Genomic DNA, 22,681 nt, shown 5'->3' with positions numbered 1-22,681 from the left:
ACCTCCGTAGGTTGATTGACGTTGCCTTTCTAGCATAGACAATTTTTCCAATCACCATACACTGTAATTATTGTGGGATTTCAATGCCGTCACCTTTGCCTTGCAAAATTTTCATTTCGCCATTTTCAAAGCCGACTTTATACTCAATTTTGTATTTTGCCAGTTTTGACGTGCCGCCCTTGGCTTCTTTTGCAGTAATGATACCAAACGCTGTCATTTTTTCTTTTGTTGAATCAGTAATCATCAACTGATCAATTTCCACTGAAACGGTATTGCTATAGCCAGCCTTAAAATCTTCGAGGCTTAATTTATTTTGCCACTCGCTTCCGAGTAACGAATAGGCTGTCTCATAATCAGCAATATTAATACTCTCGTAAAAATAGCTAATTAAATAAAGCGCTGATTCTTCCAGAGCACTTTGCTGTTGTGTATCATTTCCATCGTACAGATCAAAAACCGGCAGCTCTGTCATTGGCGAAGCCGACCATTCTTTAACCATTGCGCTTACATTAGTGATCGGAATACTGAAGCCAATTGATCCTTCTTCAATAACCGCTGAGTTAATGCCGACAACTTCACCTGTATTTTTATTGACAAGCGGGCCTCCGGAATTACCGGGTGCGATCGGCGCAGAAATTTGATAAGCATCGGAATACCGAAACGTTCCAATTTCAAAATTCCGTCCGATTCCGCTAATAATACCGGTTGTTACTGTGTTTTGATAACCAAGCGGACTGCCAAGCGCAATTATTTCTTCACCCAGTTCCGCTTTTTTCTCGCTCAATTGCAATGGCTTTTTATCTTTTAATCCAGGCACACGTACAACAGCCACATCTATTTCATCACTGATGCCGATTACTGTGCCTTCGTATTCCGAAGCATCTGCTGTTTTCACAGTCACAGTCTCGGCTCCCATTACAACATGGGCATTGGTGATGACATCGCCTCGCTCATTATATAAAAATCCGGACCCGAGCGAGCCATTTTCTAGCTGAATCATTACAACAACATCCTGCACTTGCTTAATGATATCCTTCAATTCCTTTGGTTCATCTAAATCTTCGACATCTGCCTGCTCCGAATTCGCTGTCAGCGAGGACCTTTCCGGGAGCTGCACCGGAATTTCTTCATTCCAATAAAAATACAAACCGCCGAGCACGGCCCATATGACGAGTGAGCTAATTATACTGATGGCCCATTTCATGATTCCGCTCCCTCGCTTTCATTTAATTTCCATTTTGCTCCGACTATTTCGATCGTTCCTTCTTCATAAACACCGGAATGCCGTTCATTAAAAGCGCCTGTTTCTCCCGGTTTTAGAACGAACGGTTCAACATATGTCGTATCTGCAACAATTTCTTCACCATCACTGTTATAGATGCTGTATGACAGTTCAACCGAAGAAATCGGAACAGTCGCTGTATTTTTCACTTTGCCGGAAACATGCAAGTCTCCATACTCATCAATATAGGCTTCCACATTCTCGACACTGACTGCAGCTGTCTTATTTTTCAGATCTTCTTGAGCAGCAGCTACCATCTCTTGCTCTAATCGACTGGTTTCCGCTTCTTCAAATGCAGCCCTTTCCTCATTAATTCTATCTTTTAAAGAAAGAAGTTGTTCATCGTTGTTTGCATAGTAAAGGGCATTTTCCACTGTTTCCAGTGCAGAATCAAATTGCTTTTCATTTAGCTGTTTCTGCGCCTCATCGGTAGCAATATTGACAATCTTATCTTTTATAAGTTTCGCTACCTCATCCTTATCCTCGTGATTGACAGAAGTAAGCGACTGCAACTTAACACCGAGCTGTTCTACCGTAGTCAAATGATCAATTTCTTTTCTCACTATGGCAATCGATAGCTGATTTTCTTTTTCTGAAATTCGATTAAAAAACTCGCCGAACAGCGGGCCGTCCTGTTCCTTCAATAACTCTTTCACATTAGCAATTTCTATTTCTGCTTCATTAAACTTCTGATTTTTTAATAGACTATCAATATTCTTGAAACTATTATCAATTTTCAACGCTTGCTCAATTATCTCTTTCATTTCATCTAACAATTCGTAAGAAGGACGAATCTTGGCAGCCTTTTCAATCGTTTTCAGCGCTTCCTCATAGTCGCCGCTCAGCGCATCCCGCTCCGCTTTTTGCTGTAGTTGTGAAACTTCTTTAATTTCATCAACTTGAGAATTGTAATAATAATAGCCGATGCCTGTTGCAAGGATAAGCGAAGTGACCGGTGCAACAAACAACCATGCTAATGTTGTTTTGCGTTTACTTTTATTTTCTTTTGAAGTCCCCTGCTCTTTTATTTCTGTTAGTTCGATAAAATCCATTTCAGTATGATTATCAAGTTTTGATCCACATTTTTGACAAAAGCGGGCCGAATCATCTTCCGCCTTCCAACCGCATTTTTGACAATACATAATACCCCTCCATCGTTAACCCCGGTATAGTTCCATTATAGGTGGAAAAGTCGGCTCCATAAAGTAATAAGGGATAGAAATACCGTCACCGGTCCTTTTTCATCATGATTAAGCTACTTCGTTTCGCATCGATGAAAAAGGAGACATGCGGGAACCGAAATGCGGAAGCGGCCCGCAAGTAAGGAACAGCGACTAAGAGCGCTACGTCCGCATATCTTCGTCGCTGTGACTCTCATCATGAGAGCCTCACACGAGAAACCCGGTTTTGGTTTCTTGGGGGAGACAGGAGGGGAACACCGGCTAAGGGCGCCACGTCCGCATGTCTTCACCGATGTGACCTACATCCTGTAGGCCTCCGAGCATGGCAGGTGTAAGGTTAGACAGTTGTCTAAGTTCAAAAACAAATGTTTTCTTAACTTTTTAAAAAAACGAAGCCCAATTAGATCTTCGTTAGTATCTTATATTTCAGAAAGTTTTTTTACATGTTTTTCGACGATTTCATTCACTTTTTGAACGCGGCGCTCGTATTTCTCAATTCCTTTGAAGAAGTCTGTTTTCATCCAAACATCGACAATTTCATGTACCATAGCAGAACCGATAATTTTTCCGCCTAAGCATAGAACATTACTGTCTGTATGCTCGCGTGCCAATCGCGCACAAAACGGATCTTGGCAGACAACCGCAGTCACACCATATATTTTATTAGCAATTAATGCACTGCCATAGCCGACACCATCAATAAAAATACCTCGCTCCGCTTCGCCGTTTGCAACCGCCAAAGATGCCGGATAAACCGAATCTGATAAATCTGCCGCTTCAGTACTGTGCGCGCCGAAGTCAATTACTTCATGTCCGGCCTGTTCCAATATGTGCTTTACTTCTTCTTTTAATTCGTAACCAGCATGGTCGCTCGCCATAGCAATTTTCATATTATGTAATCCTCCAAAACCGTGATTTCGTTGCTACTATAGCGTATTATGCCACACTTGCCTACTGTTTATTATTTCCACCCCCCATTTTATTGAGCAGGACATTTTATTTGAATCTCCCGCTTTTTTGTTTTTTGACGAGAAGAACTAAATTACTTTATTTTGGCTTCTGAATATTTTTTGCGGATGCCTACCGCTTATCCTTTTTTAGTGGGAAGCTGTTTATTTTTTTATAGTATGCGGTTGCCTGCCGCTTCTTTGGTGCGTGGTCTGATGTACAATTTGATTAATATTCTTCGCTAAATACCTTATTAAGTTGGTTAATTATTTCGTCACGGTTTTTAAACTGTATATGCATTGCATTATCAGAATAATATCTAAAGTTTAAATTTTGTTTGTCATTAAATCTCCAATTTTTGCACTAGGTGCTAAGTAGTAATTGTCGAATCTTTAAATAAAGGAGGAGATTTTATGCCAGAACAAAAGTGCTCGGTTATTTGTCCTCAAGAATTAGAACAACTAAAGAATGAAGGTCTTATTCTTTCCCCAATGGACCAGCGATACGGACTTATAGGTTATACTGAAGAGATTGCTAATAGTTATTTACTCCGAATTTTTGCAATCAAGAGAGATTCAATAGAAGAACCGTTTCATACGGAAACTGAAGTAGCCTCTTTTATTGCGAAAGAAAAATCATTAATGTCAACGATCTTTCATCAAGTGACTAATTTGTCTGCATTTCAGTATTTGTTAATGGTCAATCAGCAACAGTTATTAGAACATGAAAAAGAGTTGCGGCAGCATTAAGCATTCACTTTGTGGGTGCTTTTTTGGTGTAAGTAAATTTAAAGGCGGAAAACAGCCTTTACGCTAATGATCCGCCTTTTCTTATCTAGTTAATTTAATTTATCTTCCTAGCATTGAGTTTCTCATAAAACTCAGTTTTTAAAGACAGGAATCGTTCGATTTCGTTAATTAAAATGAGCAGTGCTGCCCTCGTTTCAAATTCCTGTCTTGTTTTTGGGAGTTCCATTTCCCGAAATGTTGCTTTTAATTCCCGAACACTCTCGAGCAGCTCTGTTGCCGGGTTTCTTTCATGAAGCGATAGAGCAATATTCTCAATGCACTGTGAGACCATTTCGCTTTGCTCGAATGTCGACGGCAAATGAAGAATACTTGGCAATGCCCGTTGAATGATAGCGATTTGCTCACCTCTCATATTAAAGTACGCTTCGTAATAATTTTCTTTGCGAAAAAAGCTATTTTCTACATTGCGTTTGGCAATCAACTGTCCTTCTTTTATACTTTCAGCTGTGCGAATGTCAAATTCGTCGTTCCAAACCGGTTCTCTTTGGCGGACAAAACGCGACAGCTGAAGCAGCAATTGCTTCATATTTTCTTCTGTTTCTTTGGCGATTTCTCGCAGCTTGTTCTCTGTACTTGGCATGTACAAGTTGACGATAAGTGCCACAATAATACCGATTGACACAATCGATACTTGATTGATCAAGAAATCAACGGTAACGAAACCTTTCACATATATTTGCATAATGATGACGAAGCCCGGCACAATGCCATCTTGAAGCTGAAGCCTTGCCATAATCGGTATGTACAGAAACAGCAATATGCCAATTGTAATCGGCGTATACGCTGCTCCTTCAAACAGCACCGTCGCCAGAAGAATCCCCGCAATACAGGCCGAAAACCGTTTCACGGCCACAACGACGGATTGCATCTTTGTGCTTTGCACGCTTAAAAGCGCGATGACAGCAGCAGTACTGGCATTGTCCAGCTCAAACAGCTGGGCAATGACTAAAGCAACCACAACAGCGATTGCCGTCTTAATTGTTCTTGTTCCAATCGTGAACAAAATCATGCCTCCTAAATTTATCTTAGTTGTTCTATTTATCTCGCTGAATCAAGTAGGAGCGCAGCATAAAGTAAGAAATGCTTTTATCGGCAATGTTTTCTTTTAACGCCTTCAAGCCTGCTTCCTTCACATTTACTGTTTCAAGCGCCTGTTCAATTACAGAAGCTTGCTCGTCTGTATAAAATTGCTGCCACTCGATAGTTTTACCTTCTTGGTAGCATTTCATCAAGTGATTTTCCACTGTCGCTTCTGTCACCTCGCGAATCGCTGCGATTTCCGCAATCGACTTGCCGTCGCTATACAGTTCATATGTCACATGATGCGATTTTTCTTTATTGTTCGTTTGCTTTTTGACTCGTTTTACTGGCGCTGATAATGATGCAGCTGCTTCTACTTCAGCCGGATCAGCTTTTTGCAGCACTTGTAAAAACGCTCCGCCAAATTTATCCCTTTTCGTTTGTCCGACACCTTTTACATCGAGCATTTCATCAAGAGTTTGCGGCAATCGGCGGCACATATCCTGCAATGTCTCGTCTGAAAAAATAACGAACGGTGGCACGCCTTCTTTGGCTGCCAGTTCTTTTCGCACTAAGCGCAGCTCTTCGAATAAAGGATGATTTTTTGAGATCGTTTTCGTGACAACATCTTCTTTTTTCCAAACCCTTAATCCGTTTTTTAACACATCGACACCCTTTTTCGAAACAACTAAATAAGGGAACTCACCTTGACGCAGGTCAATAAACTGATGCGCGACTAAATAATCAATGAAGTTATTCACTTCTTCGATTGTTTTTTTCGGCATTAAATTGTATGTAGGCAGCTTGTCGAAGCGAAATTGCAGCAGCTTTTTATTACGTGAGCCTGTCAGCACTTGCGAAATCATATTTTTTCCAAAACGCTGTCCGGTTCGAATCATACACGACAACACCATTTGCGCATCTAACGTCATATCGACACTGTTGCGGTTATCGGTGCAATTTCCGCACTTGCCGCAATCTTCAAGTGCCTCTCCTCCGAAATAATTCAAAATATAGCTTTCCAAACAGCTTTCTGTATGGCAGTAGTCGACCATTTGTTGCAGCTTGTTATATTCATTTTGCAGACGTTCTTCATTCACATGCCCTTGCTGAATTAAAAATTTCTGCACTTGCACATCTTGTGCACCGAACAGCAAGATACATTCACTATCCAAGCCATCACGCCCGGCCCTTCCCGCTTCCTGATAGTAGCTCTCCAAATCTTTCGGCATTTGATAATGAATGACGTAGCGGACGTTGGATTTATTAATGCCCATTCCAAAGGCGTTCGTCGCGATCATCACATCAACTTCATCATACAAAAAAGCTTCCTGCTGACGAAAACGTTCATCAGCACTCAATCCGCCATGATAAATCGCGGCCTTGATGCCTTTCTTTTGCAGCGACTGATACAGTTGTTCCACTGTTTTACGCGTTGCCGCATAAACAATGCCGGTATTGCCTTCATTCTTTTTCATGTAATCCAGCAAAAATTTATCAGCGTCTTGCCCTTTAATGACAGAAAACGTTAAATTATCACGTTTAAACGTCGTCATCACTGTATTTTGTTCCGGTAATTGCAGAGAGCGGCAAATATCATCCTGCACGTGAGGAGTGGCTGTAGCGGTCAATGCTAATACGGTGGGTTTCGTATGCAAGCTTTTGATAAACGGATAAATATGCTTGTAACTCGGTCTAAAATCGTGGCCCCATTGCGAAATACAGTGCGCCTCGTCAATTGCCACTAATGGAATCGGCAAAGTTCTCATCATCTCGACAAATTCAGCTGATTGCAGTCGCTCCGGAGAAATGTACAACATTTTATACTCGCCACTTTGGATCTCATCCATCGTTGCACGAAGCTCTGCAGTCGATAATGTGCTGTTAATGAGCGCTGCCGGGATACCAAGCTGCTCAAGTTGGTCAACCTGATCCTTCATTAAAGAAATAAGCGGTGTAATGACAAGGCTGATACCATCTTGCACGAGCGCCGGAATTTGATAGCAAAGCGATTTACCGCCGCCAGTCGGCATAATGCAGAGCGTATCCTCACCGCGCAGCACTTGTTCGATCACTTGCTTTTGTCCGTTGCGAAATGAATCGTAGCCAAAATATGCAGACAATATTTCTGTTGCCTTTTGCAACATGTTCAACACCTACTTTTTACTATTCGTTGACACTAGTTTACCATAATTTTTGCCGGGATAAATAAGAAAAATAGGCATATAAAGATGTTCATTAACCCAAAAATCACAAAAGGCTAACCCGCTTCTTTTCAAAAGAAGTATAGGGTTAGCCTTTCTTATATCTATCAATGCTTGCTGAGTTTGCGCAATGCTTCTGCATTTTTCTTCATCCTATCGGCAAGAGTTTTCTTTACAAGCTCTTTCTTCTTAGCATCATCCAATTTCTTAGTGCTGTCTGTTTTTTTTTCCATGATCAAAACCTCCATTATTCAGCAGATGTATCTAGCCCAGTAATAAAAAAAGCCCGTTCTCCCGGACTTTTCTCATCTAACAGTTTGGTAAGTCTGTTCGATTTCGCCATTTTCATTAACGACAATCGCGTTCAATTGTCCGCCGTATGCACAGCCACCATCAATGTTAATATACGATTGATCATCGCTCACCCAAATTCCGCTGCTTTTGTCGCTATGAATCATTTGGGTTGGCGTATGTCCGTATATGATTGTTTTCCCCGTTTGATTAGGATGCTTAATCATATCCCGCGTCCATAAAAAACATTCTTCCGAAGAATTTCTCCAATCCTCCATTTTCGGATCAATACCGGCATGGACAAATAACACATTACCGAACTCTTCATATAATGGCAATTGACGGATGAAGTCGACCTCTCCCCCTGCCCGTTCCTTGATTAAACGTGCTAATTCCGTCGATGATCTATGCAAGATGAACGGCTCATTAATCATATCCTTAACTGTCGCACCGCCACCATTGAAAAAATAAAGCGCACCCATTTTCTCCGGATTATGCAGAAAGTTAAGAAACATATCCTCGTGATTACCTTTCAGAACGGTCACCTGATCATGATAGTCGGCTTTCAGTTCCATCACTTTCTGTACAACTCGTTTAGATGCCTCCCCACGATCAATTAAATCCCCTAAAATAAACAACTTCATACTTTTATCCCAGTTTTCCAGCAGCTCGGCAAACTGCTCGTAACAGCCGTGAATATCGCTTATAACAAACGCTCTCTCCATCCTTGCACCAACCCTCTAAATATTCTGCTAATATATTCATATTTCTCTTTCGCCGATAGTGTAACCGTTCTGTCTAAAATAAACAGGCACAATGGGCTTCTAATTTATTTTCTCCAACGTTTCAACTGCGGAAAGATTCCCTGCATCATATCTCGCGCTCCTGCCTCTGTAAGACCTTCCACCGAAGCCATCATTGGCTGAATGCAAAATTCAATCATTTCCTCCATGCTGCAATCTGCTGTAAATTTGCCATCTTTATAGCAATAACAGCAATATTCCTCATTTTTGCTGCCATCAGCATTTGTTCCATACAATTCATCTGTTGCGCCAAGCGGCATGCTGCAGCTTTGACAATATTTAACGTCTTCCATTTTATTTCCCTCCTTGTTATAGCTTCCTTCATTCTATAGCCTTGTTTTTCTCTATTAAAACTTTGGCGAAACCGTTTTCATTAGTCTGTACTTTTATTAAACTAACAGAATTCGAAAAAACGTTGAAATATGATAATCGATTTTCCAAACAATAAGACAGCATCTTGACCTCAAGTTAACTTGAGGTTGAGAACAACATCCGCCACTATCTCCCTCGTTTCACACCGGATGTAATCGAACAAAATCAGCAAATGATCACACTGATTGAGGATGTCGCCAAAAGTAAAGATGCTAGCCCTGCTCAAATAGCCTTGGTATTGATTTTAGCCTCAAAAGATTGAATTGTGCCAATTCCGGGTACAAGAAAACTGCACCGTCTATAAGAAAAACTTGGAACTGCTGAAATTATTTTGTCTGCTTAAGAAGTTCGACTGATGAACGAAGCATCAGACAAAATCAAAATCGTCGGTGAACGCTATACGCCGGAACTGGAGAAAGCTACCGTACTTTGACGGTCAAACATACATAGGAAGGATTGATTTACATGAAAACTTTAGTAATTTTATCGCATCCAATTTTTGAGACCTCTTCTTTGAATAAACAAGTTGTAGCTGAGCTAAAGAAATATCCGGACAAATACACCATACATCACCTTGAAGAGGAGTACCCGGATGAGGAAATTAATGTCGCTGCCGAGCAACGATTGATTGAAAATCATGATAATCTGGTACTAGAATTCCCGATATATTGGTATAACTGTCCGCACCTTCTGAAAAAATGGCTTGATGAAGTGTTGGAATTCAATTGGGCATTTGGCCCTGAAGGTCATGCCATCGAAAATAAACGGGTCGCACTAATTGTCACAACCGGCGCAGATAAATCACACTATCAAAATAAAGGCACAACAATGAACGAAGTGCTGACACCTTTTAAAATGACATTTGAACATACTAAATCAAATTACCAAGGATTTTTTGCTATCTTTGGCCCAATAACAACAGAAGATGTCGTTCAAGATGCAGTTAACTTTTTGAAAAAACTATAAACAAAACCCGTAGCGAAACAGGAGAATGTTCCTGTTAGACTACGGGTTTCGTTTTTTCTTCCGGCTGTTTTCGTAAAGTAGAATAATCCTTGTACTGTACTAATAGATTTAATGTAAGACCGAATAAGGGAGGAATAGCTTTGAAAAAGGTAGTAATAGCTATAATAGTAATCCTCGTCATATTAAACATAATCTATTTTTTAACAACATCTTCTCCATCATAGCGATTGCTTAAGGGCTTTTTTATTCGTCTAATCATCTCAACAGTCAATTGACAGATTTGGGACAAAACGACTATTTAAACCAACTTCCTGGTACACACAACAATCCCATCCTCATCAGCATAAGCGTAATGTCCCGGCGTCCATTTGATGCCGCCGAATGTTAGTACGACGTCGCGGTCGCCTTCTCCTCGTTTTACGCTTTTTAATGGAATGGTACCAAGCGCGCGGATGCCGATTTCTTGCGTGTTCAATTCAGCACTGTCACGAACCAGACCGTTAATGATGACGCCGGCAAGCTTTCTTTCCTGGGCGATCTCGCCAAGCATGTCCCCCATAAGCGCGCATTTTTTGGAGCCGGCTCCGTCGACAACAAGCACAGTGCCTTCCTCGACTGTTTGCAGAGCTTCCTTCACAAGCACGTTATCCTCAAAAACGCGAACTGTCGCGATTGGACCTGAGAACCGGGCATGCTTGCCGTATGATTTCAACTCCAATTCACAAATTGATAATTCCTCACTGTATTCATCACATAAATCTGCTGTTTTGAAATCTCCCATTTCCCCTGCTCCTTTTCTATTGATCTACATATAGAATAACAAAAAATTCTGCAGTTTTTGATTACTTTTTGTAAATTTAGACAAACTTTTCTTTTTCTTCTAATAATTCTTTCAGTCGTTTCTGATCTTCGGCAATTTCTTCGCGTAACTTCGGATTATAAAAAATCGATGCCGGGTGAAAAGTCGGGAAAATTGCATACTGGTTCTCGGACCAATAATAATGATTGTGCTCATCCAAATGCCGTACACTGCTTTGTAGCAATTGACCATGCACTTCGGTAACTTTCATCTCTTTCCCCAGTAGCCTTTGCAAGCCGACATTTCCTAGCGTAACGATAATACTTGCCTGCACATTCTGCAGTTCGTAATCGAGCAACGGCGCATGTGCCTTAATTTCGGCTGCTGTCGGCGGACGGTTGTATTTTTTCTTTGTACCATCCCGTTTTTCACGCCAAACATATGGCCTGCTTCGGACAGCACTTGTAATATATACATCCTCGCGGGATAAACCTAACCCGGCCAAAAATTCCATCAGCTTCTGACCTGCTCGACCGCTGAAAGGAATGCCATTATGTATTTCTGTTTCACCCGGCGCTTCGCCGACAAGCATAAGGCTCGGCGCATCAGGGCCTGTCCCGTACACAAACCCTTCTACCGGATGGCCTTCTATTCTTCTTTTGCCGAGGTCGGCCAGCGAATCCGGAAGTCTCATGTCATCATCCACCCCATATTTTTATTCATAATATACCCGTAAAAATGCAAAAAAGAACACCATCAGATGTTCTTTCCTGCACTTTTACTCTAATACTCTAATTTCACTCAACGGATAAAAGATGAACTCGCTCGTGCCGACAATTCGCTCCTCGCTAATTAATCCAAGACCGTTACGGCTATCAGTACTGTTCAGACGGTTATCTCCCAATACAAAATACTCGCCTTCAGGAACAGTAATCGGACCAAAGTTGCCGGTAAATAAGCTTCCTTGTTCATGTGCATGCTGCTTGTTTTCTTCTAAATAAGCTTCTTTCACTTCTTTGCCGTTCACGTACAAAATATCTGAATTCATTTCGATTGTATCCCCAGGCAAGCCTATTAATCTTTTCACATAGAAAATCTCATCTTCTAGCCCTTCGATAATGATTATATCTCCGTGCTTAAATGAATAAATAAAGTCCATCTTGTTTACAATCATTTTTTCATTGCTGAACAAAGTTGGTTCCATCGATTGTCCTTCGACTGTATAAGAAGAAAATATAAAAGAACGCACAATAATGGCAATTACCACTGCAAGAACGATCGCCTTCAGCCAACTTTTTAATTCGACTGCTAATTTGGACATGCTAAACTCATACCTCCCTTCTTTACAGGTTGTATGCATACTGTAGAACAATTATACCAGTATTACTGCTATTTTCCATAACGAAACACCTCGATAAATGCTATCTATGAACGTTGACGGAGTCGCTTCTTTATTACTATACTTTTACATAGACATTATAGAATTTAGGTGAGCAGATTTGGACTTTGGCATTTTATATCTTTCTTTTTACGTTCTCCAAGTGGAAGGTGAAGAAGGAAGCAAGAAAATTAAACATTATCAAACATTAGACCGTGAAGAATTTGAAGCGAGCCCTCTCCAAGATTTCTTAGCAGGAGAACTGAAAAAAATCGCAAAACGTAAAGTAGAAAAACATCCGAAGGCAGAAAATGTGCCGACAAAACTCGGCTATTTCATCGTTGAGGAAGGTCATGACCTTTCTTCAAACCCAAACTTCGTGCTTTTCAATAAAACATGCTTCTCCGACTCAAAAGAAGTATTTGACGAGCATGCCGAAAGAATTGTGCAAATGTATGCCGATACAAGCTCAGTGCGCGGCGGTGTCTTCATCGTTGCCACTGCCAAGCTGAACAAATATTTCGATGAGCCATTTCTTTTCATATTAAAGTGCGACTTCGAACCGAAAGTGGCGTCGATTTCCGATGAAAAAACATTGATCCGCAATGTCGAAATGGCGATCACAACGAAAAATATGAAAAGCATCATGTATCCTCATATGCCCGAAGAAGGAATGGTCGAGGACGGCGAGCTGAAAATCCACCAATCATCGCATGCCCGCTATTTTGAGGACTTTCTGAAATACGTCGACTACAACGAGCCGATGCCTGAGATCATGAAGGCACAGGTCATGGAAATGGTAACGGAAAGCATCATGGAAAACCTTGAGGATGAAAGTGAAGAGTTCAAGCAATTCGAGCAGGAAATAGAGATTTGGAGTGCGAGCGACAAACGCGAAATTCGTGAGCATCTTGATTCCCACCAAGTGATCGAAGCAGCCGCTCATATCGTCGAGCATACGCCTGAAGCGGAACTGAAAATGAAACTTGGCGACACGGATATCAAAGGCTACCTGAGTGACTTCGGCGAAAACATTCACCTGGCGAAAATCAACGGGCGCTATGTGGCATTAATCGAAGCAGACTCCATCCTTTTTGAGAAAGGCTTCTCTCCGATTGAGTTTCATAAGCCTGAGGATTTGCATAAGGTGGTGGAGAAGATTGTGAAGAAGAGTCGGATGGAGTGATATTAGGGGTTAATTGAAGTGGTTTTGTGAACAAAGTATGACCACTCAATTGTAGTAAAAAGTGTTGGAATAACAATAGTTTTGATTGAAATAGTGACCGTACAAGTGACCAAAAAATGCTCTAAAACTGTATTGATATTCTTTAATTAATAAAACCAGCAGAAAACTATATTCCGCTGGTTTTGAACTTTTAAGATATATAGGGGTTTTCTAAACAAACTTGTTAAGGAGATTTAGCTTCATTTAATTTAGATTACATATATTATCATAACACTATTGTCTATCTGAGCTTTTGCTATCATACAACGGTATTGTGAGTTTTGTCAGGGCCAAATACACATATTTGCATTAGTTTTACATATTCTTTCTCTATACTGTTTCTTTACACCGCACAGTTACACGGTTTTCACCGCTGTAGGTGCAGGTGTAAAGGCTTAAAGCAAATCCGCTTTCTATCATTTCTTTTGTTGCCGTGGGTGGCAGCGTTTCTAGTAAAACCACCTCATAGGAATGGACCTTACCCTGTACATCAGTAAAGAATACGGCATCTCCTTCTTGAAGTTTTGATAACTTAGCGAAATGAGCTTTATAATTATGTCCGGCAATTACAAGGTTATCTGTAGAACAAGAGCCATAATAGTGGCAGGGTGCTTTTTTTAGCTTAGTATCGCTCCACTCTGAAAATACTGGTAATTCGAGATTTAATTTTGGAATTGTGAGTATTCCAATATACGCATTTCCATCTACCTCCAGGGCGGTTATTTCTGGAGTTTCTAAGGATTTGCTATTATCTATACTTTCCTGTACTGATGGCAAGAGAGTCTCCACAGCAATAGTGGCCGCATTATCCTCTTCCTGATTATAAAGCGTTAACCTCACAGAAAATACAAGACACAGTACACCCAAAATTAAGCTAAGAGCTCCTATTATTTTACGCATTTTTTCGTTTTCCTCTTTGCAACACCACAACTCCTACAGCAATCAGCAACAATCCCATCGCCGTCAAAACCGGTATAGGCCAGTTTAACTGACCAGTTTGAATAAGTGGTGCTGTATTTGTTACAGTAAAGTTATAACCGTTTTTTTGATAGGTGGCGGTATATCCCTCGGGGACATTCTCCTCCCTTACCGTGTATTCATCGCTATGTGCCATATTCTCATAGGTAACTTTCCAACCATTTTTTGCAGTCAGTTTTGCGGTTTTTATCACATCATTGCCTAGCAAGAGCTGTACGGTTATACTGTCGGGCAGACTTGTAGTCTCATCCTTGTTCCATACCTTTTGGATGGTGATGGTAGTCAGTTTCACCATTTCTGTTTTCGGAGAAGCATCTACATCATATTGATAAACACCATTTGTTTCCAGGGGCAAGCTCACAATAAAAGGCTTGCAAGGAGAATAGCCTGACACAGTATTGCTTTGTATAACGAGATAAAGTCCCATATCCAGTTCAGGGAACACTACTTTGCCCTGACTGTCTGTAGTCATCTTGGTGGAGTCAATGCTTTTGTTCTCCACAAAGCCTTCCAGTTTCTTTGCAAGATCAGAATCCGTCAAAGCAAAATCGCAATTTTCAAACGCTGTGGTATAACGATACTGAATTGCACCGTCATTTCCGTGGAACACGTCCGCAATACGGTACAGTGCCAGTTCAGCTCCAGCAATTGGTGTATTATCATCTTGTTTAATCAAAGTAACGGAAATCGAGCCGTGTCGCTGTAAATCCGCTGACTCTGTTGCAAATACTGTGGGACAAATAGAAACTATCATTATCACAATTGTAAAAATTACCCATAACTTATGCTTCAATGTGGATTCCTCCTTCCTTTTTCTTTCGGGGTTCTCTATATTTTACAAGCAAATAAATTAGCAAAACAAAAAGTATAGGTGCTGCCACTAATGGTGTTACAACTAATGGATCAATACGAAAGGCTTCGTTAGCTACATAAAGCACAGGCTTTACCTTTGCCGATTCTACCCGAACCCCTCGTACAAGCAGCCGGTGTGTATTAATACCATATGGAGTGCAAGTGAATAAGGTACAGTAATCCATACCTTCTACAATTTGCAAATCAGATATTTCGGTGGGTTCAATCACCTTTACTTGATCAACTTGATAGGTCAGTACCCGATCTAAGACTGTAATGGTGAAGGTATCTCCGATTTCCAATCGGTCAAGGTCGGTAAATAGCTTAGCACTAGGAAGTCCTCTATGAGCAGACATAACCGAATGGGTACTTTCTCCACCAACTGGGAGACTGCTACCCTCTAAGTGACCTACTGCATTACTTAGAACCTCTTCCGATGTACCATGATAGATTGGAAGCTCCACACCTATTCTCTCAATATTCACATATCCCATGATATTGCTGTCAGAGATTTTCAAGGAATCGTAGCCTGAAAGCTTTTTATAATTGAGAAAGGGATTTTGGGTTGCATACAGTTCCTGGTTGTATTTTTCCGCTTTTTCAAGATATGGTATATAATCTTCTGGCTTCATATTCTGCAAAACCGATTCGTAATTGTCGATAGCACGGGATTGAGTTTTCTGGTTCCAGTGGTCGCTGATTGTTGGATATAGCAAAACGGAGAGACCTACAAAAAGAACCAATATTAATAAAATTGTTGTTTTGTGCTTTCTCATAGACTTCTCCCTTTTTCTATATTTTGCGTGGGGAGAGGAAGAACCTCTTCCCACAGCTTTGCTAAATATTAGTCTGTATAAACGGACATCTTCTTGTTTGTAACAAGGAATATTACGGCACCAATAGCAAGAATGCTACCAATGGTAATGATTAAAACTGTCCCTGTTCCACCTGTGGACGGAAGAACTGTACCAGAGCTGTTCAGTACAGTCTGTGTTGTCAGTTTGTATTCTAAACGAATATGATCCTGACTTACATCATTACCTTCTGCCACCACACCGTCTTTATGGAAAACTTCAAATGAGCTTGAGCCTGTGCCAAGTGTATATCTTACTGGGTCAGCAGGTAGATTATATCCAGCAGGTGCCTCATACTCTTTTAGCCAATAATCACCAGCGGCAAGTCCGATAATCATAATTTTACCGTTTACTGGAGATTCAACTCGATTATCCTGGGTCAAAGAACCTAAATACGCTGACAATTGAGATTCATATGCTTTTCTTGCTGTATTTGGATTGCCACTAACTGTTTTGTTATAGTCATCAACCATGTATACCCCTTGAACATTAGTAGGAATTACATAAACAGGCTCTTTACATGCTGCATCGCTGTAAAGACGGAATTTCGCGCCAGCAAGAGAGATACTTTGATTCTCCATATCTTTTTTATGTAGACCTAGTCCGTAGGTATTGGTAGTAACTTTACTAGAATCTGTTCTTCCTAGTTCATTACCGTTCCGGAACCATGAACCATAAGCTTCATTATAGTTTTTGTCATTGTTTTCTTCCGGCTGATCAATAGTAGCATTGGCTTCAAGCTGAGATTTAAATGTTACTTTAATTTCACTTGGTGAAGCATACTTAGACTTAGATTTAGACTCAGATGTGTTGTCAAATGTTAATGTATATCCAGGTGAGGTAGTATTCAATTCTAAAGTATGGTTTGTCATCCAAGGGATGGTAATGTGAAACTTGTCGTCACCCGTTTTAACCAAATACCACTCTGCGTCATTAATAGTAGTAGTATCTGTACTCCAGTTTCCTAGGGGAGAATTAGATTCACCACCTAAATACCATCCCTTTGTTAACTCTTCTTTGCCGACAAACACCTTGATGCTTTTGTAGTCGGCATAAATAGCTTCGCCTTCAATATCATAAATGGAATAATACTGAATCTGGTTTGCTCCGTCATAATTTGTAGCAGTCATGCTAATTTGGTAATGTACACTATCTCCAATAGAAGCAGTGTTAGAACTTTTTAGTTCACCTTCATCCACAACATTATTTTTGTTTACATCCTCCCAGATTTTCTTTTGTAGATTTGAAGGTTTTTGGTTTTTATCAATTACAGTTGCGTCCGGAATTGTACTGGTAATAGTCACAGCAGTACCTAGTGAGCTAGTAATCACATAATAACCAAAGTCCAAACCTTCAAATTTAACTTCATCACTTCCTGCTGTCACAGCAGGCTTTGCAGATTCATATGAACCACCCTTAATAAGTTTCAACAAATAATCAATTAGGGCAGAATCGTCCACATCCTTTTTGGATATAGTGTAAACACCCGGAACTGTAGTGGCCGTCTTGCTGAAAAAAGCGTTATCGGTATTGCCGTCATTGCCAAAAAGTGCGGTGTAGAACTGATTGGCGGTACTGATGGTATAAGACACTTTGCCTGTACCCGAATAGGTAGCATCAAAGATTTTGTAGGGAGTATATACCTGATCAATAGTAGCATTTTCAATGGTAATAGTTCCATTGCCTGCGGCAAATGCAGGGACAGTTATTGTGAAAAGCATCACAAAAATCATCGCTAATGAGAAAAACTTTTTCATAATTTAAGTCCTTTCTGATTGGTATTTTATATTGATTGGATAAAGCCCGGCGCACCATTTTAATTTTTTGCACCCTGTGTGGGAGGCTTAATATTAAAGCCTCCTTCCAGACTTGCCCCTCAAGCTGAATCCATAAATAAGCGGTGATATTATTAAAATAAGACCGCATATTATAAATAGGTATGTGCCGATGCCACCTGTAGAAGGAAGCGCATAACCGGCAAGATTCTCTACCTGGACTGTAATAATTTTAGTAGAGGGATCATATCCGCCGGTGATAGCAAGCGGGTTAGATACTTCGTTACCGCTATCATCACAGAACACCACAGCTAATGCGCCGTCAACGGTAGCAATTTTGAAGCAGAAGCTTTCGTTAATAATGGAATATCCGCCAGGCGGCTTATCCTCCACCAATTTATAGATGGTATCTGTTTCAATTTTGCCGAAGTCGATCCGACCACCGGAGCCAGTAGTGAGGGTTTGCATATGCTCAAAGCCGGTTTCCGATTTCTTGTACAAGGTGAATGTCGCACCGGGCAGTAATGCAGAGTCGTCATTAGAATCCACCTTGTTGAGTATCAGCGTATGTGTATCCTTTTTCCACTCGGCATACAGCACCTTGCTTTCTGTCATCGTAATGTTGTCACCGGTTTGATAGGTATATCCGCTGCCATCCGGCTCCGTGTTCCACCCGACAAAGATGTAGCCATCATTTCTGGAAGGTATACGGTAATCGCTTCCTGTTCCACCGTGGAGTCCTACATAGGTCACGGTATCTACCGGGAACTGTGCGCCGTCGGGCATATTTGTCCACACACCTGCAGGAGCGTTTGCATCATAGCTTAGACTTACAAGGGACTTGTCCAGTACAACACCATCAACGTGCCAAGTTTCTTCATGTTTCACAACATACCACAGAATAAACTGGGTGTTGGGGTCATACTCATTGAACACAGCCTTAATCTGTTCATCTGTAGGCATTTGATTTAAGCGGCTTCCTACACCTACCGAAGAGTTGGTGTAGAACTCACCGATTTTTATGGCTCCAGCGATGGATATACCGCTTGTGTATTCAGAAACACTATGACCTTGAGGCTCTGTAGGAATGATTCCGTCCTTTCGGATAAAGAATTTCGCATCCACATTTACTGATGCCCAAGTAGCATACAGCCTTACATTGGCAGTCGGTGTATATATTGTATTTGGTTTATACACCGGGGTGGTATATTTGCCAGAGTCTGTGGCGTTGTTGATTGTTGACCAACCAACAAACACTTTACGTCCGTTTGTTCCAGTATAATCTGGTAACACCACATCATTACCACTATCCACGGTAATGGAGCTTGGGGCTGTAGTACTGCCACCATTTGCATCAAAGCGTACGGTGTATGTCGGATTAGCCTTACCATATTCAGCATAAAATGCGTTATTGTGGTCGAATGTAATAGTGGCTCTGTCACCTTCGGCTCGGGTTTCCGCAGAACTGGCAACTGCATAGACCGAGAAACTGTCGGTGGAAAACTCAACCGTTTCGTTGTTTTCTACCTGTCCGTCTATCTTCTCTGCACCACCGCTATCATCAAAATGAAAGATTTCAAGGTTTTCTTCCTCAGCAAGAGTGAAGCCGTCACGGAAGAAGATGCTTACACCCACCTGAGATCCTTCAAGCGGTTCTACTACCTCTCCGTTTAGTGTAAAGGAAATATCGAACAATCGAATGGAACTTAGTTCTTTATTTTCGTCCAGCATTTCTTCTATTGTATCTGTATAACTTTTTGTTTGCTCTGTAAGCTCTGTTACAGTAAGTGTTGCTCCCTCCGGTAGTTCTGATTTAGTGTCATAGACAACCTCTACAGTGTAATCCTCGCCCTTAAAGCTTTGCTCAAATATTTCCGGGAGGCAATGTTCGTTTGTCAGTGCCGTCATATCTACATAGCCACTGACCTTAAGGTTAGCTATGTCAAATTCCTTTTCGGCAACTGTATTTTCAAAATCTCCAATAATAACCGATAAGTTTTCTTCGCCTATCTCAGTTACAATTCCAATCGTATCATCCTCGAAGATGATAATATCTCCTGCCTTAGGGGTATATGGCCCAGTTTTCAGCATACCCTCCATTTCAAGGTAGCTACGAAGACTATAAGCGCCTCCAGTGCTAGGAATGATGTCGTTTGGAATATCTGCATACCTCATACAGAAGGAAAGGAACATTACATTCCACTCGCCATGGGAATTGCCGTACCAAGCACCATACCTGGTATAGCCTTGCCTAGTTTCACCATCATCGGCAAGGATGAAGTTCCTTTCGCTTTCAAGATATCCAATTTGCGATTTGGCAATTGCAACAATATCCTTTGACCATCTCCCCGTTAGTGTGTCTGGCAGAGTGGCTTCCCAGATAGCCGTATCCTCTACATCTGCATTGGGATCTGAGTAGCAGGAAAGCTCGTGCAAATGCTCTTCCAAAGTGCACTCTACACATTCTTCGGTATGGATATGTTCGTTTTGCCCACAAAAGGCTCCATTTGCCATGGTAATACCAGTCAAATGGAGATTCCACGAAACGCTTACTGCAACGATGAGTGACAAAACTGTCAGTACCGACACAGTAAGCTGCCGTCGTCGTTTATTCAGCTTTGTTTCCTGAAGGTAAGACTCTATTATTCTCATATCGTTTCATTCTTTCCTTATTTAAGAAATTCAATGCTGTTAAGCGGCCAAACTCGGAAGGCCACCTTTCCTACGATTTGGTCTTTTTCAATACAGCCAATTAGGGTACTACGGGAGTCAATTGATGTTTCTCTCAAATCACCCATTACAAAATATTGCTCCTGGGGAACTTGATAAGGAAACTCTAAATCACACTCGCCCATGGTTTTATCCATCACATAAGGTTCATCAATTGCTTCGCTGTTGACATATACTGTGCCATCAGTATCAATCTCAATCCAGTCACCGGGAAATCCAATGACTCTCTTAATCAGTAGTTTGTTATTCCAAGTGAAACCGCATAGCTCTCCACGGTCAAAATCTGTACTTTTGGTAAGCAACACGATGTCACCGTTTTGAAGGGTAGGTTCCATACTTTTGCCTTCGATTTGCAGAACTGGCAGCACAAGTGTTGCAATTAGAACGGAGACCGCCGCCACAATAGTCAGTACATAAACAGTTCCTCTCAAGGCTTTTCGGTATGCTTTTTGTCGTCTATATCGTTTTCGTTCTGTTTCAACTTGCCTTTTGGTGGGCAAAGAAACATCTTTGTTTTTATGTAGTACCATCTTCGCCTCCCGATGAATCCAGCTTATAAAGCTTGCAAGAAGTTCCGGGTCGGAATATATAATGTGAAGAATTTTTTATGCGGAAACATTGTATTCCTCTTTTGCTGCTTACAGGACACGACTTGCTTCTTTTTTGGTAACAGACATAATGCGCTGTCTTTCTGCCTTTGTTTCTTCGAGTAATATTTTTATCTCTGCAAGATACTGGTCGGCGGCGTTTTGTGCTGACATGAAAACATCATTTAGCTCCAAAGCTGCACCTGCGATGGATCCGGCGTTTTCCATACGAATTCGTTTACTGTCAAGTTCAGCTTGCAGACGAGAAACTTCTGCTGTCAGTTCCTCTTCACGAGTTTGAAGCTGATAAATAATATCCATCAATTGATGGCGTCTCAGCCGCTTAAATTCTTTGTCTGTCATACCACAATGATCCTCCTTTCTACACCTATCCCATGTTACAAAGAAAATGAAAAGAAAGTGCAAAAAAAATGTGTTTTTTTTTTGAGAATATCTATATTATTAAAAAAATAAAAAATAACCAGACTTCTTCTCCGGTCCTTGATCTATACAAAAAAAGGTCTACCCGAACTTGTTTTTTAAGTTCAGATAGACCTTTTTTAGTTATCTTAACATTATTGTAATGGCATTTCCCAATGAGTAATATTACTCATTTTATAGAGTATGCTATCATTTTACTATCATTTGAAGCCTTTAGTCCTGAAAACCCCAGTGTTTATAAGGGTTTTCAAAAATCCCCAGTCACTCCCACTCGAAAATTTCCCGCGTTTTTTAAACATATTCAGCCAAATTAGTGACCGCCAACTTTACAAATTGCAATAAACACCATTAAATCAATGCCCAAGCGTCATGTATCCTCATATGCCCGAAGAAGGCATGGTCGAGGACGGTGAACTGAGAAAATCCACCAATCATCGCATGCCTGCTATTTTGAGGACTTTCTGAAATACGTCGACTACAACGAACCGATGCCTGAGATCATGAAGGCACAGGTCATGGAAATGGTAACGGAAAGCATCATGGAAAACCTTGAGGATGAAAGAAGAGTTCAAGCAATTCGAGCAGGAAATGGAGATTTGGAGTGCGAGCGACAAATGCGAAATTCGTGAGCAACTTGATTCCCACCAAGTTATCGAAGCAGCCGCTCATATCGTCGAGCACACTCCTGAAGCGGAACTGAAAATGAAACTTGGCGACACGGATATCAAAGGCTACCTGAGTGACTTCGGCGAAAACATTCACCTGGCGAAAATCAACGGGCGCTATGTGGCATTAATCGAAGCAGACTCCATCCTTTTTGAGAAAGGCTTCTCTCCGATTGAGTTTCATAAGCCTGAGGATTTGCATAAGGTGGTGGAGAAGATTGCGGCGAATGGGCAGATGGAGTAAGAATAACAGAGTTATAATATTGAGATTAGAGTTAGGCAATGGAAGGAGTTTTCGAAATACAGGGTATCCAAAGCCATGATAATCAGTAGTTTATTATTCGTAAAAGATAAGCATGAAGGACAAACTCGATGGTGGAAATCCTAGTATCTCTCATCGATTTTAGCAAAATCGAGTAGGAGGGGGTGATTAACCCCCGACCTCTCACACCACCGTACGTACGGTTCCGTATACGGCGGTTCAATTAAGATAATTGACGCAAGTATTCATAACGAGCTTG

General features: G+C 41.0%; 21 protein-coding genes and 1 pseudogene. 4 read left to right on the top strand and 18 right to left on the bottom strand.

The window, feature by feature from the left end:
• Nucleotides 1-67: 67 nt before the first annotated feature.
• The 3 genes from IEO70_RS14360 to IEO70_RS14350 all read right to left on the bottom strand — a co-directional run bounded on the left by IEO70_RS14360 (nucleotide 68) and on the right by IEO70_RS14350 (nucleotide 3,353).
• On the bottom strand, nucleotides 68-1,204 hold the full coding sequence (locus IEO70_RS14360; RefSeq protein WP_190999066.1) for a S1C family serine protease: 1,137 nt from the start codon (nucleotides 1,202-1,204) through the stop codon (nucleotides 68-70).
• Nucleotides 1,201-2,424 (bottom strand): FxLYD domain-containing protein, encoded by a 1,224-nt coding sequence (locus IEO70_RS14355; protein WP_190999065.1) that lies wholly within the window; start codon nucleotides 2,422-2,424, stop codon nucleotides 1,201-1,203. The genes IEO70_RS14360 and IEO70_RS14355 overlap by 4 nt, the downstream gene beginning before the upstream one ends.
• A 458-nt stretch (nucleotides 2,425-2,882) precedes the next feature.
• Complete coding sequence (locus tag IEO70_RS14350) at nucleotides 2,883-3,353, bottom strand: RpiB/LacA/LacB family sugar-phosphate isomerase (RefSeq protein ID WP_190999064.1); 471 nt, start codon at nucleotides 3,351-3,353, stop codon at nucleotides 2,883-2,885.
• A gap of 471 nt (nucleotides 3,354-3,824) precedes the next feature.
• On the opposite strand from IEO70_RS14350, the gene IEO70_RS14345 reads away from it, so the two are divergent.
• A complete protein-coding gene (locus tag IEO70_RS14345; protein WP_190999063.1) occupies nucleotides 3,825-4,160 on the top strand; it encodes a hypothetical protein in 336 nt (111 codons plus the stop codon).
• Nucleotides 4,161-4,254: 94 nt separating this feature from the next.
• On the opposite strand, the gene IEO70_RS14340 is transcribed toward IEO70_RS14345, so the two are convergent.
• The 5 genes from IEO70_RS14340 to IEO70_RS14325 all read right to left on the bottom strand — a co-directional run bounded on the left by IEO70_RS14340 (nucleotide 4,255) and on the right by IEO70_RS14325 (nucleotide 8,831).
• Nucleotides 4,255-5,223, bottom strand: coding sequence for an aromatic acid exporter family protein (locus IEO70_RS14340; RefSeq protein ID WP_190999062.1), 969 nt, complete (start codon nucleotides 5,221-5,223; stop codon nucleotides 4,255-4,257).
• A gap of 31 nt (nucleotides 5,224-5,254) precedes the next feature.
• Nucleotides 5,255-7,387 (bottom strand): DNA helicase RecQ, encoded by a 2,133-nt coding sequence (recQ, locus tag IEO70_RS14335; protein ID WP_190999061.1) that lies wholly within the window; start codon nucleotides 7,385-7,387, stop codon nucleotides 5,255-5,257.
• Nucleotides 7,388-7,551: 164 nt separating this feature from the next.
• Complete coding sequence (locus IEO70_RS20225) at nucleotides 7,552-7,677, bottom strand: hypothetical protein (RefSeq protein WP_268938760.1); 126 nt, start codon at nucleotides 7,675-7,677, stop codon at nucleotides 7,552-7,554.
• A 72-nt stretch (nucleotides 7,678-7,749) separates the two neighbouring features.
• The gene (locus IEO70_RS14330) at nucleotides 7,750-8,460 is read right to left on the bottom strand and encodes a metallophosphoesterase family protein (RefSeq protein ID WP_190999060.1); all 711 of its coding nucleotides are present in this window, start codon (nucleotides 8,458-8,460) and stop codon (nucleotides 7,750-7,752) included.
• Between the two features lie 104 nt (nucleotides 8,461-8,564).
• Nucleotides 8,565-8,831, bottom strand: a complete 267-nt coding sequence (locus tag IEO70_RS14325; protein ID WP_190999059.1) for a zinc ribbon domain-containing protein — start codon at nucleotides 8,829-8,831, stop codon at nucleotides 8,565-8,567.
• Between the two features lie 544 nt (nucleotides 8,832-9,375).
• On the opposite strand from IEO70_RS14325, the gene IEO70_RS14320 reads away from it, so the two are divergent.
• On the top strand, nucleotides 9,376-9,876 hold the full coding sequence (locus IEO70_RS14320; RefSeq protein WP_190999058.1) for an NAD(P)H-dependent oxidoreductase: 501 nt from the start codon (nucleotides 9,376-9,378) through the stop codon (nucleotides 9,874-9,876).
• 298 nt (nucleotides 9,877-10,174) lie between these two features.
• On the opposite strand, the gene rraA is transcribed toward IEO70_RS14320, so the two are convergent.
• The 3 genes from rraA to lepB (IEO70_RS14305) form a co-directional block, all read right to left on the bottom strand.
• Nucleotides 10,175-10,657 carry a ribonuclease E activity regulator RraA gene (rraA, locus tag IEO70_RS14315; protein WP_190999057.1) on the bottom strand — a complete coding sequence of 161 codons (483 nt, stop codon included), beginning with the start codon at nucleotides 10,655-10,657 and terminating at the stop codon, nucleotides 10,175-10,177.
• A 76-nt stretch (nucleotides 10,658-10,733) separates the two neighbouring features.
• Nucleotides 10,734-11,369, bottom strand: coding sequence for a uracil-DNA glycosylase (locus IEO70_RS14310; protein ID WP_190999056.1), 636 nt, complete (start codon nucleotides 11,367-11,369; stop codon nucleotides 10,734-10,736).
• 84 nt (nucleotides 11,370-11,453) lie between these two features.
• The gene (lepB, locus tag IEO70_RS14305; RefSeq protein ID WP_190999055.1) at nucleotides 11,454-11,996 is read right to left on the bottom strand and encodes a signal peptidase I; all 543 of its coding nucleotides are present in this window, start codon (nucleotides 11,994-11,996) and stop codon (nucleotides 11,454-11,456) included.
• A gap of 178 nt (nucleotides 11,997-12,174) precedes the next feature.
• Between lepB (IEO70_RS14305) and IEO70_RS14300 the strand changes: the two genes are divergently transcribed.
• Entirely contained in the window at nucleotides 12,175-13,239 is a 1,065-nt protein-coding gene (locus IEO70_RS14300; protein ID WP_190999054.1) for a DUF3900 domain-containing protein, read from the top strand.
• Between the two features lie 369 nt (nucleotides 13,240-13,608).
• Here IEO70_RS14300 and IEO70_RS14295 read toward each other — a convergent pair whose 3' ends face one another.
• From IEO70_RS14295 to IEO70_RS14265, 7 genes are all read right to left on the bottom strand, one after another.
• Entirely contained in the window at nucleotides 13,609-14,178 is a 570-nt protein-coding gene (locus IEO70_RS14295) for a sortase (RefSeq protein WP_190999053.1), read from the bottom strand.
• Nucleotides 14,171-15,049 carry a Cna B-type domain-containing protein gene (locus tag IEO70_RS14290; protein WP_190999052.1) on the bottom strand — a complete coding sequence of 293 codons (879 nt, stop codon included), beginning with the start codon at nucleotides 15,047-15,049 and terminating at the stop codon, nucleotides 14,171-14,173. Before IEO70_RS14290 ends, IEO70_RS14295 begins: the two co-directional genes overlap by 8 nt.
• Nucleotides 15,039-15,884 carry a class C sortase gene (locus IEO70_RS14285; RefSeq protein ID WP_190999051.1) on the bottom strand — a complete coding sequence of 282 codons (846 nt, stop codon included), beginning with the start codon at nucleotides 15,882-15,884 and terminating at the stop codon, nucleotides 15,039-15,041. The genes IEO70_RS14290 and IEO70_RS14285 overlap by 11 nt, the downstream gene beginning before the upstream one ends.
• Nucleotides 15,885-15,952: 68 nt before the next feature.
• A complete protein-coding gene (locus IEO70_RS14280) occupies nucleotides 15,953-17,719 on the bottom strand; it encodes a SpaA isopeptide-forming pilin-related protein (protein ID WP_190999050.1) in 1,767 nt (588 codons plus the stop codon).
• Between the two features lie 93 nt (nucleotides 17,720-17,812).
• Nucleotides 17,813-20,389: an InlB B-repeat-containing protein gene (locus tag IEO70_RS14275; RefSeq protein ID WP_190999049.1), complete on the bottom strand. Its 2,577-nt coding sequence runs from the start codon at nucleotides 20,387-20,389 to the stop codon at nucleotides 17,813-17,815.
• A 17-nt stretch (nucleotides 20,390-20,406) separates the two neighbouring features.
• Nucleotides 20,407-20,997: a signal peptidase I gene (lepB, locus tag IEO70_RS14270; RefSeq protein ID WP_190999048.1), complete on the bottom strand. Its 591-nt coding sequence runs from the start codon at nucleotides 20,995-20,997 to the stop codon at nucleotides 20,407-20,409.
• A gap of 108 nt (nucleotides 20,998-21,105) precedes the next feature.
• Nucleotides 21,106-21,417, bottom strand: coding sequence for a DNA repair protein (locus tag IEO70_RS14265; RefSeq protein WP_190999047.1), 312 nt, complete (start codon nucleotides 21,415-21,417; stop codon nucleotides 21,106-21,108).
• A gap of 441 nt (nucleotides 21,418-21,858) precedes the next feature.
• On the opposite strand from IEO70_RS14265, the pseudogene IEO70_RS14260 reads away from it, so the two are divergent.
• Nucleotides 21,859-22,404, top strand: a pseudogene (locus IEO70_RS14260) (DUF3898 domain-containing protein); the annotation flags it as partial.
• Nucleotides 22,405-22,681 lie beyond the last annotated feature (277 nt).

Origin of the sequence: Peribacillus faecalis (genome assembly GCF_014712675.1) — a bacterium.
Classification (GTDB): Bacteria; Bacillota; Bacilli; order Bacillales; family DSM-1321; genus Bacillus_AD; species Bacillus_AD faecalis.
The sequence above is the reverse complement of the archived record's forward strand: the minus strand, read 5'-3'. Positions and strand labels throughout refer to the sequence as shown.

What these genes read in the sequence shown, in the direction of transcription:
- IEO70_RS14345 (WP_190999063.1), top strand. Translation starts at nt 3,825, where the DNA reads ATGCCAGAACAAAAGTGCTCGGTTATTTGTCCTCAAGAATTAGAACAA.
- IEO70_RS14310 (WP_190999056.1), bottom strand. Translation starts at nt 11,369, where the DNA reads ATGAGACTTCCGGATTCGCTGGCCGACCTCGGCAAAAGAAGAATAGAA.
- IEO70_RS14265 (WP_190999047.1), bottom strand. Translation starts at nt 21,417, where the DNA reads ATGACAGACAAAGAATTTAAGCGGCTGAGACGCCATCAATTGATGGAT.
- IEO70_RS14285 (WP_190999051.1), bottom strand. Translation starts at nt 15,884, where the DNA reads ATGAGAAAGCACAAAACAACAATTTTATTAATATTGGTTCTTTTTGTA.
- lepB (WP_190999048.1), bottom strand. Translation starts at nt 20,997, where the DNA reads ATGGTACTACATAAAAACAAAGATGTTTCTTTGCCCACCAAAAGGCAA.
- IEO70_RS14350 (WP_190999064.1), bottom strand. Translation starts at nt 3,353, where the DNA reads ATGAAAATTGCTATGGCGAGCGACCATGCTGGTTACGAATTAAAAGAA.
- IEO70_RS14325 (WP_190999059.1), bottom strand. Translation starts at nt 8,831, where the DNA reads ATGGAAGACGTTAAATATTGTCAAAGCTGCAGCATGCCGCTTGGCGCA.
- IEO70_RS14280 (WP_190999050.1), bottom strand. Translation starts at nt 17,719, where the DNA reads ATGAAAAAGTTTTTCTCATTAGCGATGATTTTTGTGATGCTTTTCACA.
- IEO70_RS14275 (WP_190999049.1), bottom strand. Translation starts at nt 20,389, where the DNA reads ATGAGAATAATAGAGTCTTACCTTCAGGAAACAAAGCTGAATAAACGA.
- IEO70_RS14360 (WP_190999066.1), bottom strand. Translation starts at nt 1,204, where the DNA reads ATGAAATGGGCCATCAGTATAATTAGCTCACTCGTCATATGGGCCGTG.
- rraA (WP_190999057.1), bottom strand. Translation starts at nt 10,657, where the DNA reads ATGGGAGATTTCAAAACAGCAGATTTATGTGATGAATACAGTGAGGAA.
- IEO70_RS14295 (WP_190999053.1), bottom strand. Translation starts at nt 14,178, where the DNA reads ATGCGTAAAATAATAGGAGCTCTTAGCTTAATTTTGGGTGTACTGTGT.
- IEO70_RS14355 (WP_190999065.1), bottom strand. Translation starts at nt 2,424, where the DNA reads ATGTATTGTCAAAAATGCGGTTGGAAGGCGGAAGATGATTCGGCCCGC.
- IEO70_RS20225 (WP_268938760.1), bottom strand. Translation starts at nt 7,677, where the DNA reads ATGGAAAAAAAAACAGACAGCACTAAGAAATTGGATGATGCTAAGAAG.
- recQ (WP_190999061.1), bottom strand. Translation starts at nt 7,387, where the DNA reads ATGTTGCAAAAGGCAACAGAAATATTGTCTGCATATTTTGGCTACGAT.
- IEO70_RS14330 (WP_190999060.1), bottom strand. Translation starts at nt 8,460, where the DNA reads ATGGAGAGAGCGTTTGTTATAAGCGATATTCACGGCTGTTACGAGCAG.
- lepB (WP_190999055.1), bottom strand. Translation starts at nt 11,996, where the DNA reads ATGTCCAAATTAGCAGTCGAATTAAAAAGTTGGCTGAAGGCGATCGTT.
- IEO70_RS14320 (WP_190999058.1), top strand. Translation starts at nt 9,376, where the DNA reads ATGAAAACTTTAGTAATTTTATCGCATCCAATTTTTGAGACCTCTTCT.